This window comes from Actinosynnema sp. NPDC053489 (genome assembly GCF_044544865.1).
GTDB lineage: Bacteria > Actinomycetota > Actinomycetes > Mycobacteriales > Pseudonocardiaceae > Actinosynnema.
Genome location: NZ_JBITXT010000013.1, coordinates 86,662 through 102,444, shown reverse-complemented (window position 1 = coordinate 102,444; position 15,783 = coordinate 86,662). Strand labels below are relative to the sequence as shown.

Below are 15,783 nucleotides of genomic sequence, written 5' to 3'. Positions count from 1 at the left end.
ACTAGCATCCGCGCGTGGAACTTTCGATTCGCGTCCCCTACGAGGAGCAGCGCCTGCGCCGCATGGTCGAGTTCGTGCTGCGCCGCCCGGTCCGGAAGCTGCGCATCGCGGGCGCGCTGATGACGGCGTGCGGCGTCCTGCTGCCGCTGACGGGCACCGGTTGGTTCCTGCCCGCCGTCCTGGTCGCGCTGGGCCTGGTCTACCTGTTCGCCATGCGGCCGTACCTGCTGTGGCAGAGCATGCGGAGCCAGCACGACGCCACCCGGCAGGACTACCGGCTCACCCTCGACGAGGCCGGGTTCGCCATGGAGGGCGAGACCTACGAGCAGCGGATCGCGTGGTCGACGCTCCAACGGGTCGAGGAGGAGCCCGACGCGTGGTTCCTGGTGCTCGGCAAGCAGCAGGCGCTGGCGGTCTACAAGGACCTGATGACCGACGACCAGCGGGCCGCGTTCGCCGAACTGCTGTCCCACCGCCAACCGGCCTGAGCCGACCCGGGCGGTCGACAACAGCCGTGGTGGACCGACGCGACGGGCTCGAGTGCGCGGAGGCCGTTGAGCCTGCGGCGGATCCGGCTGACCGCGTGAGCGGTGAGTGCTCAGCTCCACTGTGGACCGCCAGGACTTCGGACCGTCCCGCACTCGTGGAAGTGACGCAAACCACTTGAGGAGTGCGGGGGATTCCGGCACCGCTGTCCCCGCTGCGGCGTCGGACTTCCGTGCTGTCGTTCGCGCAGGCCGTGGTCTCGATCACCCTTTGGCGCAGTGGCCCATTACCGGCCTCGGTGCGGATCGAATCGAACGGTGGTTCGAACCGCGGTTCGGTGTCCGTTATGGCGCAGAGTGGTCGTCACCCGCTCGATCGTTCGGTGTTGGCCGCGGGACCGGTTGTCCCGAGACGTCGGATTCCACTTGACGTCACCAGGAACTCCCTGTTGACGCCGATCTTGGGCGCCGGATGACCTTCGTTCTTTCGTGAACGCCCGATAGGTCGGGAACCCGAGCTCCTGTCACTCACCGTGTCTGAGTGGCTGCTGATCGTTCTGTGAGTGGCTACCCGGGCAGGTCGGTTCGGTTAAGAGACTAAGCACTCCGTAATCTATCCACCCGCTATGTGTAACATTGACACTATCAGTCTGCGATGAAGCACGTGACATGTGGCAGAATGACAGCTAACGGAGGGGCAGCATGAGTCAAGGTGACACTCCCATGGTCCACCAGCGGCGTCTTCGCTCCGAGCTGCGCCGCCTGCGTGACGATGCCGGACTGACCCAGAAGGATGCCGCCGAGCAACTCGATTGGTCGGTGTCGAAGGTCATTCGCATCGAAAATGGCACGACGAACGTCGGTATAACGGATCTGCGCGCGTTACTGCTGCTTTACGGTGTTCACGACCAGGACAAGGTCGACGCGTTGGTGGCGGAGGCCAGGGCGAGTCGCAAGCGGGCCTGGTGGAAAGAATACCGATCGCTGGTCGAGCCTCAGTTCTACAGCTTCATCGGCTATGAGGCGTCGGCTGTCCGCATCTTCCAGTACCAGTCGTTGACGATGCCGGGCCTGCTGCAAACGGCGGACTACACACGTGTCCTCACGGGTGCGTTCGGGTACGACGAAGAGGCTGTCGACCTCGGTGTCAAGATTCGCTCACAACGCCAGGGGATCGTCGGTCCGGGTGGTCCTGACCTGGTCTTCATCCTGGACGAGGCCGTGCTCAGGCGCCGGGTGGGCAGCGTCGACGTGATGCGCGGTCAGTATCAGCGCCTCATCGACGCGGCCAAGTTGCCGAACGTGTCCGTCAGGGTCCTCCCCTTCGACGTGGCCGGAGGGCACCTGGGTTTGAAGGGTTCTTTTTCGATCCTCGATCTCGGCGAGGGCGACGACGGCAAGATCCTCATCTTGGAGGAGCCCTTGAGGGATGTGCTGGTACGCGACAACGGGAGCGAGGTGGACAAGTATTCGAATGCTTTCGACATGTTGCTGGATGTGGCCACCCCGAAGGACCAGACGATCGAGTTCGTCGAGCAGTTGCAGGACGAGTTGAAGTGAACTGATCCCGGCCGGGATCAACGATTCAAAGCTTTCTCGATGTGGTCGACCGTGCGCAAAAATGCGGTCAGGGCGGGCATTCGGGTGCAGCCCCGAGCGCTGTGCGCAGACGGGCGAATACGTCTATCGGCGGTTTGGTGAACGGTTCTCCCCGACTAAGTTCGAAGGGCATCCGAGAGTGCGTTCGTCTCGGCACACCACCGTGGGGGAGTGGGTTCGGATGCCGGAACCGGATGACGTCGGCGCGAGGGGGCCTGCGTGGAGCGAGCGGTCGGGGCCGTGGTGGTCGAGGTGGACACCGCGGGTAGGACGTGGGTGAAGAGTTCGGCCAGCGGCGGGAACATCAACAGCGCGTGCGTCGAGATCGCGATGCGCGCCGACCGCGTCGCCGTCAGGTGTTCGCGCAACCGCGGCGGTGAGCGCCTGACCTTCACCGGATCATCCTGGGTGTCGTTCCTCTGCGATCTCAAAGGCGCATGAAGCCCACGGCGGCGTCGACGCCCGGTGAAGCCACCAACAGCGTCGCTTCCCCGGCGATCGGCACGGTCGTGCAGGTCGGAGCTGTCCACGGCGTCATCCACGTTCCCGGGTCTCCCGGGGAGTCGCCGAGCCCACCGAGACAACTCCCGGCGCGCCACGGTCCACTGGTGGGCCGCGAACGCGAACTCTCCTTCCTCGACCGCGCCCTGGGAGCGGCGTGCGCCACGGGCGACCTGCCGGTGCTCGTCGTGGAGGGAGTGGGCGGGATCGGCAAGTCCGCCCTGGTGGTCGAGTGGTCCCACCGGCAGGCCGCCCGCTATCCCGACGGCCAGTTGTTCGCCGACTTCGCGAGCGCCCGCGAACTGCCCGGCTCACCGGTCCAGCGCGTGCTGCACGGGTTCCTCCTCGCCCTCGGCGTCGAGCCGCGCGCCGTTCCGGCGGACGAGCAGTCGACCGCCGCGCTGTACCGAAGCGCGGTCGCGGACCAGTCGGTGCTCGTCGTGCTGGAGAACGTGGACGAGAACGAGGACGTCCACCTCGCACTGCCCGGAACGCCGTCCTGCGCGGTGATCGCCACGAGCCGGACCCGCCCGCACGGCCTGCGCCTGCGACCGACCGCCGCCCTGCACCTCGACGTCCTGCGGCCGGGTGCGGCGAGGGAGCTGTTCGAGAGCCGGATCCGGGCCTCCGGGGGAGGGACCGACGCGGCCGCGGTGGACACCCTGGTCGCGGCCTGCGCCGGGCTGCCGCTGGCACTGGCGATCGTCGCCGCTCGCGTCTCCGCCCACCCCGGGTTCCCGCTGTCCCACTTGGCGGAGGAGTTCGACGAAGCGGTGACCGATGTGGACGCTTTCGAGTCGGACGACGGCAGCGTCAGCCTGCGCGGGGTGCTGGAGTGGTCGTACACGGCGCTGACCGCGCCGCAGGCGCGCGCCTTCCGCCTGATCGGCGCCGCGCCGACGGACGAGGTCGAACTGCCGGCCGCGGTGTCCCTGCTCGCCACGTCCCACAGATCGGCGCGTCGCCTGTTGCGCGCGCTGGAATCGCGGAACCTGGTCAGGCAGCCCGAGCCGGACAGGTTCCGGATGCACTCGTTGGTGCGGGCGTGGGCCGGTGCCCTGGCCGCTGACGCCGAGGAACCGGAGGCACTCGTGGATGCCGTGCGCCGATGGGTCGACTTCTACGCCCACACCGCGAACGCCGCCGACGTGCTCTTGTACCCGCACCGGTCCAGGCCGCCCCTTCCCGCTCCGGCCGAGAGCTGCGCACCGCTGGCGTTCTCCGGGGAGGAGGAGGCTTTCTCGTGGTTCACGACAGCACATGGGCAGGTGTTGGCCGCACTCGACGAGTCGGTGCGACGCGGGTGGTTCCGGATCGCCTGGCACCTGTCCCGTGCGCTCGACACCTTCCACTACCGGCGCGGGAACCTCGCCGAGAACGTGCGCACCTCTCACGTGGGTGTCGAAGCGGCGCGTGCCCTCGGCGATCGGGACATGCTCGGCACAGCACTGCGCCAACTGGGGCGCGCGCAGACCCGCGGTGGCGACTTCGCCGCGGCGGCGGACTCGCTCCGCGAGGCCCTCGACCTCGTGGTGGAGGGCGGGGATTCGAAGGAGGCCGCCCACACCCACCACGACCTGAGCCGCCTGTGCGCCCGGTCGGGCGACCGCGAAGGGGCGCTGACCCACGCCGCCGAGGCGGTGCGCTGCTACCGGACCTGCGGTGACGCCGTCGGCGAGGCCCACGCCCTGAACGCCCTGGGACGCGCGCACGCGGAGGTGGGAGCGGACGCGGAGGCCTTGAGGTTGTGCTCCGAAGCGTTGGGGCTCGCGGAGAGGACGGCGAACGCCGGCGGGCAGATGGTGATCCTGGACAACCTCGCTTCGATCGCTCGGCGAGCGGAGGACCCGCGGGCGGCCGTCGACTACTACGAACGAGCCCTCGCCCTGGCCGCTGCCACGGGTTCCGTCGCGTTCGAAGCCGAAGTCGCCGAGCGCTTGGGGCACCTGTTGGCCGAATCGCGCGACGGATCCGCGGCGACCGCGCTGCGGCGGGCGCGTGACCTGTACGCGACACAGCAGCGCCTGGCGGAAGCGGCGCGGTGCGATGCCGCGCTCAGTCGCCTCGGGACGCCCGGGACCTCCTGACCGCCTTCTTCCAGTTGCGGTTGCCGATGCTGCCGATCACCCCCTGCAACGTCGTCCACGTGCGACCCCCGGCGGCCACGCGGACGCGTTCGACGGGGTCCGGGCAAAGCCTCTCCAGGGCGCGGAGGTCGCCGGGGGAGAAGCCCAGCGCCTTGTGGGTGCGACGGATGGTGAACCAGTGGCACTCGGCGACGAGGTGGTCGAGGCCGAGCTTCTCGAAGATCCGCGACGCGGCGTCGATCTCGACGGTCGAGTCGCCCCCGTCGGCACCGCGGTGCAGGTGGGCCTTGAGGAAGTGCAGGCGGCCGGACAACTCCGCGTAGGACGCCCCGTCGCACGCACGGCTCTGGAGCGTGGTCAACAAGTCGCCCTCCACCAGGCGATTCGCCAGCGCGAAGTCGTTCGACCTGACGGCGATCTCGGCACGCAGGAGTGCCGCCTCGTACTGCTCGCGGCACGGTCGCCCGATGCCGAGCCGCTGCTCCGCGATCGCGGCGTGCTCGCGGGCGGTGTGCAGGGCCTTGCGATCGCGCAGCACCCGGTGCCGGGTGAACCAGATGCGCGCGGAGATCAACAGGCAGACGTCGTCCTCGTGCGGGTTGTTCGCCAGCCGGAACATCTTCTGCGCGCGGTTCAGGTAGTCCAGGGCCTTGCCCAGGTGGTGATCGCCCTTCTCGCCGAGGAAGACGCCGGCGAGGTCGAGGTGGATCCGGCTCAGGCACCGCCAACCCGTCGCCATCAGCGTCTGGTCGTTGATGTGCCGCGCGATGGCCAGGCCGTCGAGGGTCACCCGCAGCGCCTCGTCCAGGGCGTTGCGCTTGCGCAGCACCCAGGCGCGACCGCAGATGAGCCACCGCGCCTTCTCCCGGTTGCCGGTCTCGTCGGGTTCGGCCGCGTCCAGCTCGGCGAGGCAGAGGTCGGTGACCTCGGCCATGAGGTCGACGTCGCCGGCCGCCTTGATGATCCGCTCGACCGCGCGGAAGATCCGGATGGCGTCGGGGTCGAGCGGCCGGGGGGCGCGCGAGGCGTGCTCGAGCCACTCCCGGACGAGCCCCGGGGCGGCCGGGCTCGCCGGTCCGACCAGCTTGAGGTCCCGCAGGACGTCCCGCAGCGTGCGCGGTGCCGCCGCGCTGCCCGGGTCCGCGCCGTTCGCCGCGGGCCGTTCGGCACCGCGCTCCGAGGCGCCGGCGACCCGGCGCTCGTGCCGGTGCGCGTCCTTGATCCGCGCGACGATCTGGTCGACCTGGTCCAGCTTGGCGAGCTGGAGGGTCCGCAGCGCGAACGGTGCCACGTCCGCCGGGGTGCCCGGGAGCAGCACGGGGATGACCGGGCAACCCTCGTGGGAGGGGTGCTCGTAGTGGCGCTGGATGACCTGCTTCGTCTCGTACCGGATGCCGAGGTGGTCCGTGGTCGGGTCGTCGTTGTCGTACCAGGTGATCGAGTTGCGGGAGATCAGGTAGACGACCGGGTTGTCCCGGATGCAACGGCTGATCCACTGGTGGAGCGAGCTCGGGTTGCGGTCGGCGATCTGGCGGTCGTAGATGACCTCGATGCCCGCTGCGGTGAGCGATCTGACCAGCTTCTCGACGGCGGCGTTGTCTTCCTCCCCGTGTGCGTAGGAGAGGAAGACGGTGTACGCGCGTGTGTCGACCATCGATGCTCCGAGGTGCTTGGCGGCGATGTGCCAGGTGGCACTTTCAGGTGCCACCTTGCGTTCGCAGGAGATACTAAGCGGATCGCCACTGTGCGTCGAGTGGGGGTGGCTCCCCGGCCCCACGCGTACCGCCGCAGGCGGTCGCCGAACGCCTCGAACCTGGCCGGAACGCGTGATACGCCCTGGTCGGACCGCGTCGAAGCGGGCCGTGACGGACGAGAAGACCACCGTGGCGGGGGGGGGGGGGGGGGGGGGGGGCCGGGGGGGGGGGGGGGGGGGGGGGGGGGGGCGCCGCGGCCGCCGCCCGGCCCGGGGCGCGCGCCGCGGCCCCCCGCCCCCCCCCCCCCCCGGCCCCGGGGCCCCCCCCCCCCCCCCCCCCGCCCCCCGGGGCGCCCGCCCCCCCCCCCCCCCCCCCCCCCCCCGCGGCCCCCCCCCCCCCCCCCCCCCCCGCCACGGTGGTCTTTTCGGCGGGAGTGAGCGCCTAGCTCGCGGCGCAGGAGACGGAGGGCCACGTCCAGTTGCCGTTGGCCTGGATCGTCACGCCCCAGTTGTTGCCGCTGCCGTTCGGTCGCGCGGTGAGGACCTGGGAGCTCGGGTAGCTCGCGCTGATGTTCCAGGTCGACAGGATCTTCGCGGGCGACGGGACGTTCATCGTCACGGTCCAGTTGGACGAGCCGCTGACCGACACGTTGAGGTTGTAGCGGTCGCTCCACTTCTCACCCGCGGACAGGCTCGCGGTGCAGCCGCCGGAGCCCGGGTTGCCCGTGCCGGGGTCCCCGCCGGACGTCCCGCCGACCGTGATGTTCGAGCTGCCGCTGCTCTGGTAGCCCTCGGTCGCGAGGATCATGTAGTCGTGGGTGCCCAGGTTCATCCCGTTGCGGGCCCACGCGTCGAAGTGGTTGCCGGACGTGATGGTGCCGCCCGTCTTCTTCGACTGCCGGACGCTCCAGTACTGGTCGAAAGTGCGGGTGCCGTCGATCGACGGCTGGTTGACCCGGGTCGTCTTGTAGATGTCGTACGTGCCGCCGTCGCTGGTGACCGTGCCCTTGTACGTGCCGGTCGGCCGGTAAGTGCCCCAGTTGTCGACGATGTAGTACTCGACGAGCGGGTTGCGGGTCCAACCGTAAAGCGTCAGGTACGCGTTCCCGGACGGGTTGAAGCTGCCCGAGTAGTTCACCGTCCGCCGCCCGCCGGTGGCCCAGCCCTTGCCCGCCACGAAGTTGCCCGTGTTGCGCCACGACGTGCTGTAATTGCCGCCGGAGCCGAGGTCCATCGAGACCGTGCCCTGGCTGTCGGTCCAGAACGAGTAGAAGTAGCCGTTGTTGTTGCCGGTCTGATTGGTGGTCACCGCCGCCTGGGCGGTCGACGTCACTATTGCCATGAGCAGGAAAGTGATCGCCGTCAACGGGAGCAGGCGCCCGCCTCTGATCTTGCCGGACATCGGCGAAATTCCTTTCAGCAGCATTGCTGATCGACCCGAAAAGCATCAAGTCGGGTGCCGGAACATGTCAACACCTTGCGAAACTTTCCGGTCACGCCGGGTGGAATCGCCCGGCGTGACCGGAAAGGCGGGGGCGCGGCCGGTCAGCTCGCCGTGCAGGTGAGCGCGGGCGTGCCGGGCGACCCGGAGGTGGACCCGAGGAACCCGAACGTCGTGCTCGCGCCCGCGCCCACCGACCCGTTGTGGGCCGCGTTGCGGGCGGTGACGGTGGAGCCCTGGCTGGTCACCGTCGCGTTCCACGCCTGGGTGACCGTCTCGCCGTTGGCGTAGCTCCACGACACGGTCCAGTTCGAGATCGGCGAGGTGCCCGCCGTGACGCGCACCTCGCCCTGGAACCCGCCGGTCCAGCGGTTGACCACGGTGTAGGCCGCCGAACACCGCCCACCGCCGGGCTGAGTGGTCGTGGTGGTCGTCGTGGGGGTGGATGTCGACGTGGACGTGGGCGTGGTGGACCCACCCCAGCCGGACGTCGAGTCCAGCCACGCGATGCGGCGCTGCATCCAGTCCCGCATCGCCTGCACCTGCCCCTGCCACGTGGGCGCGGTCGGGGTGCGGAAGAAGCCGACCGTGGCCGAGTTCAGGTTGGGCCAGCGCTGGAAGTTGCGCTGGGCGGCGTTGGTCAACGGCCGGGTGAGCGCGTCGATCCGGCTCGCCAGCGCGGAGTCGGAGAACAGGCCCCGCCGCAACGACTGCCACCGCGACTTGACCTGGTTGACGAACGCCGGGTCGCGCAGCAGTTGCGCGTACCAGTCGTTGGCCTGCGGCTGCCGCGTCTGCTGGTACTGCCAACCGGCGACCTGGTCGTTCTGGAAGAACCCGCCCACGCCGAAGGTCAGGTCGAAGTCCCACAGCGGACCGGCGAAGACCTTGCCGTCGCGGTCCTTGTGGAAGTGGGCGCTGCGCAGGTAGGCGTCCATGCCCCGGCTCAGCTCGTTGATGATCATGTGGTCGATGAACGACGGCACGTCGATGTACTTCTGGTACCCGGTGACCGGGTCGGCGGAGTTCGGCGCCCGGAGCACGTCGTGGAACTCCTGCAGATACCCGCGCAGCCACTCGCGCTGCTGGGCGTTCAACGGGTCCGGGTCGACCACCTCCAGGTAGTTCCAGCAGGTGCTCGCCGGCCCGGTGCACGGCAGCGTCGGCTCCTCGGCCGCCATCCACTCGAACTTGAAGACGTACCCGCCGGAGATCTTCGGCAGCGTGGTGTCGTCCTCGTCGAGGTCCTTGAGGTCGAGCCGGTTCTTGCTGTTCTTGATGGTCTCGACCAGCATGTAGACGCCCATGTAGTCACCGGGCCCGACCGCGCTCGCGTCGGTGTTGAGGTAGAACTCCACGAACTTGTAGCGCGGCGCCTTCAGCCCCATCTCGCGGCCCAGGTCGTACAGGAACGCCTCGCGGATCAGCGCCTTGTCGGTGAACGGGCCGCGCAGCACCCAGTCCGAGTCTGCGGGCATCCCGAGCACCGGGTAGTCGGCGTCGTCGTTGGCGTTGTCCCACAGCTCCAGGCGGTAGGGCGTCTTCTCGAACGAGGCCGACGACTGCCCGCGCAGCTTGAACCCGGCGCGGGTGGCGACCGCCGGCGTGGCGGCCAGCGACGTGGTGCCGCCGGGCGGCGGCTCGAAGATCATGGTCGCGCCGTCGAAGTACTCGCGCTGCGGCTTGCCCGCGCCGTAGGAGTCGATCGCCACGATCGGCAGGTCGTGCGTCGTCAGGGTCGCCTCGCGGGCGACGTACAGCGACGTGCCGGGCCGGCCGGTCGCCACCTGGTTCACGAACGCCTGCGCCCGCAGCTGGGTGGTGCGGGTGAGCTGCACCGGCGAGCCCTGGTAGAGCGGGGACTGCGCGTCGGGCAGTCGCCCGTCGGTGGTGTAGCGGATCTGCGCGCCGGCGATGGCGGTGCTCAACGCCACCGACACCTGGCCCTGGAACGTGCCGCCGGGGACGGAGAACGCGATGTCGCCGACCAGGTCGTCGGCCGCGGCCGACGCGGCGACGGCGTCGGCGGCCGACGTGCCGCCCGCCGCGGCGGGCTCGGCGCCCGCCGACAGCGGCACGAGCAGCGCCGTGAGGAGCACCGCGGCGACCGCGAGCCCCGTGGTCCGGTGGGTTGCCGCGGCGCCGTTGCCGCGGGAGGTCAGACGCACGATGCCTCCTGGTGGGTCGGGGTGGTCGGCACCGGCCCCGCCGGGGTGGTGCCGCGGAAGTGGCGGCGCAACGTCCGCCGCCACGGGGCGTCGGGCAGGTCCAGGCGCAGCGCGGCCAGGCCCGTGGCGTACTTGGAGATCCGGGCGGGCCGCACGCCCCGCTGCCACAGCACGCGGTCGACCGGCGAGGCCGCCGACGCCGTCTTGGTCTCGACCACGGCGAGGCCGGCCGGCGTCAGCTCGGCGTCGCCGTGCCGCCAGGACAGCGCGGTGTCGATGGTGACCCGGCTCGCGGACTCCGGGAGCAGCAGCGTGGTCCGCCGGTAGTCGGTCACCAGGACCGGGTCGAGCGGGCCGCCCGCGAGGGGTGCGACCGACTCGCGCTCCAGCGCCTCGTCCACGAAGCGGCGCCCCGGTCGGACCGTGTCGCCGTCGTCCGGGCGGTACGGCAGCCGGTGCTTGGTGATGCTGCCCCGCGCGCCGCTGATCTTCACCTCCAGCCAGCACTCGGCGGAGTCGAGGTAGGTGCGGGTGCGCACCTTGAACCGGCGGCGCCTGCGGTAGGCGGCGCGGTGGTAGCTGTCCAGCCGCGGCGTGTCGAAGTACACCGACCGGTAGCGGAACGTCCGCTCGCCGTCGATGTCGAGGACCCGCGCGTGCGGCGCGAGGTGGTCGAGCAGCCGGGGCAGCGCCTCGACCGGCAGCACGTACTTGCGGTCGACCCTGGTCTGCAACGCGGCCCGCTCGACCAGCTCGGCGAGCCCGACCGGGGCCATCCCCGCCAGCGCGGGCGCGAGGGTCGTCGTGGTCATCGGCGCGCCCCGGAGTGCGCGGGCGCGCCGGGCGCCGCGGTGAGCGCGCGCTCGGTCACCGCGTACCGGACGTCCACGGTCGTGGTCTCGTTGACCAGGTCCAGGCGTTGCACGGTGACGGAGTGCACCCGGGCGTCGAGCAGCCGTTCCAGGTGCGCCACGAGGGCCACGTGGTCGGTCATGGCGGTGTCGAGCACGAGGATTTGGTGCCGGTACCGGCGGAACAGCCGCCGGTTGTCGCCCAGGAACATCACCACGACGATGAGCGCCATCAGGCCGCCGTTGAGCCACGGCGAGGACGTGCTCAGCGCGCCGAGCAGCCCGAGCGCCAGGGCGGAGAAGTAGTACGCCACCTCGTGCTGGTCCAGCTCCGTGGAGCGCAGCCGGATGATCGACAGCACGCCGAACAGCGCCATGCCTAGCCCGATGCCGGCGCCGGTGTCGCTGGTGCTCAGCGCGCCGGCGACGGCGAGGACGCCGACGTTGACGCCGAGGTAGGCGACGACCAGGTCGCGGCGGCGGTGTCGCGGGAAGTAGAGCCCGAAGACGAGCAGCACCACCGCGCAGATGTCCATCGTGAACAGGACGAGCTGTGACATCTCGTTCGTTCCTCCTACAGCCGCAGGCCGAGATCGGCTGGGCACCGCCCGCTTCTTGGCGGGGGTCTGCAGGACGGTCGCCGAAACTTTCGAATAATCAGATAAACTTTCGGGAACTCGGCCGAAACGATAGGGGCAGGCGCGGTGTCGCGTCAATGAACTGCCGGTGTACGGCCGTGGTAACAACAGCGCAGTTCAGCGCCGTTCGGTCGTACCGGCTGCGGTCGTTCGGTCGACGGCCTGTCGATGCGCTGCGTGGTCTGCCCACGTCAGACGGTATCGAAACTTTCGGGTTGGTTTGCGCCGGCGTCCCGATACGTGCCCTGGTTAGGCGGGCCAGTTGCCGAGCACGGTGTGCAGGGCGTCGAGGGCGGCCATCCAGGACGCCTCGGTGTCGCGCGGGTGGTGGCCGAACCCGCCGGTCGCCTCCAGCGTCGTGAAGCCGTGGAGCGTGCTGTGGAGCAGGCGGACGGCGTCGGTCTCGGCCGGCTCGGGCAGGCGGTAGCCGCGCAGGATGGCCCGGGTCATCTCGGAGTGCCGGTCGGCCCGGCTCGCCGCCGCGAGTTCCGGCGTCAGCTCGACCCGCATCGCCGCGTACCGGCCGGGGTGCTGCCGGGCGTAGTCGCGGTAGGCGTTGGCGAAGGCCACGAGGGCGTCCTTGCCCGCCCGTCCGGCGAGGGCGGAGGCGGCGCGGTCGGCCAGCTCGACCAGCGCCAGCACGGCGACCCGCTCGCGGAGGTCCCGGGCGTTGCGCAGGTGCGAGTACAGGCTCGCGTCCTTGACGCCGAAGCGGCGGGCGAGCGCCGAGACGGTCAGGTTCTCGAACCCGACCTCGTCGGCCAGCTCCGCCGCCGCCCGCACCAGCCGTTCGACCGTGAGCCCCGCGCGTGCCATATCGCCTCCTAGGAGTCCTAGGCTAACACCTATTCGTTTGTCCTCGGTGGCGAGCTGACGTAGCTTCGGGGCGTGGAGCCGATAACCGAGCGCGAGATCCGCGCGTCCTTCGTCAACTGCACCAAGGGCGAGGCCAAACGCCTGTCGCTGCCCGCCGACCTCGCCGAACGGCCGTGGGAGGACCTGGACTTCCTGGGCTGGCGCGATCCCGCCGCGCCGCAGCGCGCCTACCTCGTGGCACCGTCCGACGACGGCCTCGTGGGCGTGGCGCTGCGCCTGGCCGCACCCGGGAACCGACCGCGCCGCACCATGTGCTCGCTGTGCCTGACCACGCACCAGGGCGACGGCGTGGTGCTGATGACGGCCCGCAAGGCCGGGCGCGGCGGTCAGCAGGGCAACTCCGTCGGCGTCTACATCTGCGCCGACCTGGCGTGCTCGCTCTACCTGAGGGGCAAGAAGGACGCGGGCCCCGGTTCCCGCCTGCACGAGTCGCTGACCCCCGAGGAGGCGGCCACCCGGACCGCCGCCAAGGTGACGGGCTTCCTCGCCAGGGTCGTCGACTGAGCCGACGCGGAACGTCACCGTCCCGCGGTGGTCCACTACGGGGAGTCGATCCACGGGGTCCACAAGGGAGACAGGGCAAGAAAAGCGAGCTGGCGTCGCCATGTCCGGAGGTAGGGTGAGAGGCGCTCGGGGCGCTGTTGCCTCTTCGTCGCGCCCTTCTTTCCTCTGGGGGACCCACGCATGACTTCCGCAGGTGTGTCCGACGCCGTGACGTCGCCGCCCGCGCTCACCCGCGGCGACCGCGCCGTGATCGGCGTGCTGCTCGTGGCCACGTTCGTGGTCATCCTGAACGAGACGATCATGGGCGTGGCGCTGCCGGTGCTGCTGTCCGAGCTCCACGTGACCGCGGCCGTCGGCCAGTGGCTCACGGCGGGCTTCCTGTTGACCATGTCGGTGGTCATCCCGATCACCGGCTACCTGATCCAGCGGGTGCCGACGCGCGTGCTGTACGGCGTGGCGATGAGCCTGTTCAGCGCCGGCACGCTGATCGCGGCGCTGGCGCCCGGCTTCCCCGTGCTCCTCGCCGCGCGCGTGGTGCAGGCGTCCGGCACGGCGATCATGCTGCCGCTGCTGATGACGACCGTGATGACGCTCGTGCCGCCGGCCCGCCGGGGCGCGGTGATGGGCAACATCTCGATCGTCATCTCCGTCGCGCCCGCCATCGGCCCGACCGTGTCCGGTGTGGTGCTGGACGTGTTCAGCTGGCGCGCCATGTTCTGGGTCGTGCTGCCGATCTCGGTGGCGGCGCTGGTGCTCGGCCTGCGGTGGGTGTCCCGCATCGGCGAGACGAGCAGCGCGCCGATCGACCCGCTGTCGGTCGTGCTGTCGGTGTTCGGCTTCGGCGGCCTGGTCTACGGGCTGTCGAGCATCGGCCACAGCGGCAGCGGGTCGTCCGCCACGCTGTGGGTGTCGCTCGCCATCGGCGTGCTGGGCGTCGTGGCGTTCGTGCTGCGCCAGGTCCGGCTGCAACGCGACGAGCGCGCCCTGCTGGACCTGCGCACGTTCCGCTTCCGGACGTTCACCCTCGCCAGCGCCCTGATGATGGTGATGATGGGCCTGCTGCTCGGCGTGGTCACGATCCTGCCGATCTACACCCAGAACGTCCTCGGGCTCGACCCGCTCGCCACGGGCCTCCTGCTGCTGCCCGGCGGCCTGCTGATGGGTCTGCTGTCGCCGTTCGTCGGCCGCCTGTACGACCGGGTGGGGCCGCGCGTCCTGCTCATCGTCGGCACGGTCGCCACCAGCGGCTCGCTGTGGTTCGCCACGACGTTCGACGCCACCACGTCCGCCGCGCTGGTGCTGGTGTTCCACCTCGCGCTGAGCCTGGGCCTGGCGTTCTCCTTCACGCCGCTGTTCTCGTCGGGCCTGGGCGCGCTGCCGTCCCGGCTCTACTCGCACGGCAGCGCGATCTTCAGCACGACCCAGCAGCTCGCCGCCGCGGCGGGCGTGGCGCTGCTGGTCAGCGTGATGAGCGCCCGGACCGCCACCATGCTCGCGGCGGACGAGCCGGGCGCGGAGATGGGCGGCATGCACGCGGCGATCCTGCTGGCGGCCGTCCTGTCGCTCGTCGCGGTGGCCGGTTCGTTCCTGGTCAAGCCGGGCAAGGCGGAATCGCCGCACTGACGCCGCGGGGGCGCGGGAATTCCTTTTCCCGCGCCCCGTTCCGTTCATCACCGCGAATCGTCGCGCCTCCCTCGAACGGCGCGTCAGCGTTCCTGGAACCGTTCTCCCGGTTCAGGAACGTGAATGTCGAGGGAGCGATGACGGGATTCGCAGCCTTCCTGGTCGCCGTGCTCGTCGCACTACCGGGCACGGCGACCGCGCACCGAGCCACCGCGGCCGAGCTCTTCGTCGCCACCAACGGCGACGACGCCAACGCCGGCAGCCGAACCGCGCCCCTGCGCACCATCCAGCGCGCCGTCGACCTGGCCCGACCCGGCGACACCATCACCGTGCGCGGCGGCACGTACGCGCCCACCGCGAACATCCAACTGCTCAAGGACGGCACCGCGAGCCAACCCATCACCCTGCGCAACCACACCGGCGAACGCGTGATCATCGACGGCGAGGACATGCCGTGCACGCCCGGTGCCGTCGGCTCCGGCATCCCGCGCGCACAACGCGGCGCCGTGCACGTGGAAGGCGACCACTGGCGCCTGATCGGGTCGGAAATTGTCCACGGCCCCGACGGCGTGTTCGGCGTGGACACCAACAACACCGTGTTCGACCGGCTCGTCACGCGCGACAATACGAGTCCGGGCTGCACCTCCAAGGCGCGTCGGGCAACAACCAGGTCCTCGACCTCGACTCCCACGGCAACCGCGACCCGCGCAAGAACGGCGAGAGCGCCGACGGCCTGGCCGTCGAGGAGGGCTCGGGCACGGGCAACGTCGTGCGCGGCGCGCGGCTGTGGAACAACTCCGACGACGGCCTCGACCACTGGATGTCCTCCTCGCCGGTCCTGACCGAGAACAGCCTGGCGCGGGGCAACGGCTTCAACCGCTGGGACCCGCCCGACTTCACCGGCGACGGCAACGGGCTGAAGCCGGGGGGCAACGGCGTCGCCGCCGACCACGCCGTCCGCAACACGATGGCGTGGGACGACGCGGCGGGCGGGATCGTGGACAACGACAACCCCGGCCGCCACCGGATCGAGCGCAGCACCGCCTGGGGCAACCCGAAGACCGGCTTCCGGTTCGACCGCTCGACCGGCACCCTGACCGAGGACCTCGCCGCCGCCAACGGCACCAACGCCTCGCTGGGCACGACCTCCACCGGCACCGGCAACTCCTGGGACCTCGGCGGCGACTGGTCGTTCGTGAGCACGGACCCGACCACGATCACGGGCCCCCGCGCCCGGGACGGCTCGATCCCCTCCTCCACCTTCCTGCGCCCGACGAACAACAGCGACGTCGGCGCCCGCTTCTGACCCCACGGCAC

Annotated in this window: 13 protein-coding genes and 1 pseudogene; 8 read left to right on the top strand and 6 right to left on the bottom strand. The window is 70.5% G+C overall.

Features of this window, described 5'->3' with window-relative positions; all coding sequences use genetic code 11:
• Positions 1-14 precede the first annotated feature (14 nt).
• The 4 genes from ACIGNX_RS27090 (at position 15) to ACIGNX_RS27075 (ending at position 4,672) form a co-directional block, all read left to right on the top strand.
• Positions 15-488 (top strand): YcxB family protein, encoded by a 474-nt coding sequence (locus ACIGNX_RS27090; RefSeq protein WP_396543520.1) that lies wholly within the window; start codon positions 15-17, stop codon positions 486-488.
• Positions 489-1,208: 720 nt separating this feature from the next.
• Positions 1,209-2,045 (top strand): helix-turn-helix domain-containing protein, encoded by an 837-nt coding sequence (locus ACIGNX_RS27085; protein ID WP_396543519.1) that lies wholly within the window; start codon positions 1,209-1,211, stop codon positions 2,043-2,045.
• A 258-nt stretch (positions 2,046-2,303) separates the two neighbouring features.
• Positions 2,304-2,525, top strand: a complete 222-nt coding sequence (locus tag ACIGNX_RS27080) for a DUF397 domain-containing protein (RefSeq protein WP_396543518.1) — start codon at positions 2,304-2,306, stop codon at positions 2,523-2,525.
• A 167-nt stretch (positions 2,526-2,692) separates the two neighbouring features.
• Positions 2,693-4,672, top strand: a complete 1,980-nt coding sequence (locus ACIGNX_RS27075; protein WP_396543517.1) for a tetratricopeptide repeat protein — start codon at positions 2,693-2,695, stop codon at positions 4,670-4,672.
• On the opposite strand, the gene ACIGNX_RS27070 is transcribed toward ACIGNX_RS27075, so the two are convergent.
• From ACIGNX_RS27070 to ACIGNX_RS27045, 6 genes are all read right to left on the bottom strand, one after another.
• A complete protein-coding gene (locus ACIGNX_RS27070) occupies positions 4,641-6,326 on the bottom strand; it encodes a TIR domain-containing protein (protein WP_396543516.1) in 1,686 nt (561 codons plus the stop codon). The genes ACIGNX_RS27075 and ACIGNX_RS27070 overlap by 32 nt on opposite strands.
• Positions 6,327-6,807: 481 nt before the next feature.
• Positions 6,808-7,767 carry a glycoside hydrolase family 11 protein gene (locus tag ACIGNX_RS27065; protein ID WP_396543515.1) on the bottom strand — a complete coding sequence of 320 codons (960 nt, stop codon included), beginning with the start codon at positions 7,765-7,767 and terminating at the stop codon, positions 6,808-6,810.
• Between the two features lie 143 nt (positions 7,768-7,910).
• Entirely contained in the window at positions 7,911-9,974 is a 2,064-nt protein-coding gene (locus ACIGNX_RS27060; protein WP_396543514.1) for a CotH kinase family protein, read from the bottom strand.
• The gene (locus ACIGNX_RS27055; protein ID WP_396543513.1) at positions 9,965-10,786 is read right to left on the bottom strand and encodes a polyphosphate polymerase domain-containing protein; all 822 of its coding nucleotides are present in this window, start codon (positions 10,784-10,786) and stop codon (positions 9,965-9,967) included. The genes ACIGNX_RS27060 and ACIGNX_RS27055 overlap by 10 nt, the downstream gene beginning before the upstream one ends.
• Positions 10,783-11,385 (bottom strand): DUF4956 domain-containing protein, encoded by a 603-nt coding sequence (locus ACIGNX_RS27050; protein WP_396543512.1) that lies wholly within the window; start codon positions 11,383-11,385, stop codon positions 10,783-10,785. The genes ACIGNX_RS27055 and ACIGNX_RS27050 overlap by 4 nt, the downstream gene beginning before the upstream one ends.
• 327 nt (positions 11,386-11,712) lie before the next feature.
• Positions 11,713-12,279: a TetR/AcrR family transcriptional regulator gene (locus ACIGNX_RS27045; RefSeq protein WP_396543511.1), complete on the bottom strand. Its 567-nt coding sequence runs from the start codon at positions 12,277-12,279 to the stop codon at positions 11,713-11,715.
• Between the two features lie 72 nt (positions 12,280-12,351).
• On the opposite strand from ACIGNX_RS27045, the gene ACIGNX_RS27040 reads away from it, so the two are divergent.
• The 4 genes and pseudogenes from ACIGNX_RS27040 (at position 12,352) to ACIGNX_RS27025 (ending at position 15,772) form a co-directional block, all read left to right on the top strand.
• Positions 12,352-12,843 (top strand): FBP domain-containing protein, encoded by a 492-nt coding sequence (locus tag ACIGNX_RS27040; RefSeq protein ID WP_396543510.1) that lies wholly within the window; start codon positions 12,352-12,354, stop codon positions 12,841-12,843.
• A 180-nt stretch (positions 12,844-13,023) separates the two neighbouring features.
• Positions 13,024-14,466, top strand: coding sequence for a DHA2 family efflux MFS transporter permease subunit (locus ACIGNX_RS27035; RefSeq protein WP_396543509.1), 1,443 nt, complete (start codon positions 13,024-13,026; stop codon positions 14,464-14,466).
• A gap of 137 nt (positions 14,467-14,603) precedes the next feature.
• Positions 14,604-14,900 (top strand): annotated as a pseudogene (locus ACIGNX_RS27030) (DUF1565 domain-containing protein); the annotation flags it as partial.
• Positions 14,901-14,920: 20 nt separating this feature from the next.
• Positions 14,921-15,772 (top strand): hypothetical protein, encoded by an 852-nt coding sequence (locus tag ACIGNX_RS27025; RefSeq protein ID WP_396543508.1) that lies wholly within the window; start codon positions 14,921-14,923, stop codon positions 15,770-15,772.
• Positions 15,773-15,783: the final 11 nt, after the last annotated feature.

Coding starts and splice junctions, on each gene's coding strand:
- ACIGNX_RS27085 (WP_396543519.1), top strand. CDS start 1,209: ATGGTCCACCAGCGGCGTCTTCGCTCCGAGCTGCGCCGCCTGCGTGAC.
- ACIGNX_RS27070 (WP_396543516.1), bottom strand. CDS start 6,326: ATGGTCGACACACGCGCGTACACCGTCTTCCTCTCCTACGCACACGGG.
- ACIGNX_RS27065 (WP_396543515.1), bottom strand. CDS start 7,767: ATGTCCGGCAAGATCAGAGGCGGGCGCCTGCTCCCGTTGACGGCGATC.
- ACIGNX_RS27055 (WP_396543513.1), bottom strand. CDS start 10,786: ATGACCACGACGACCCTCGCGCCCGCGCTGGCGGGGATGGCCCCGGTC.
- ACIGNX_RS27050 (WP_396543512.1), bottom strand. CDS start 11,385: ATGTCACAGCTCGTCCTGTTCACGATGGACATCTGCGCGGTGGTGCTG.
- ACIGNX_RS27045 (WP_396543511.1), bottom strand. CDS start 12,279: ATGGCACGCGCGGGGCTCACGGTCGAACGGCTGGTGCGGGCGGCGGCG.
- ACIGNX_RS27035 (WP_396543509.1), top strand. CDS start 13,024: ATGACTTCCGCAGGTGTGTCCGACGCCGTGACGTCGCCGCCCGCGCTC.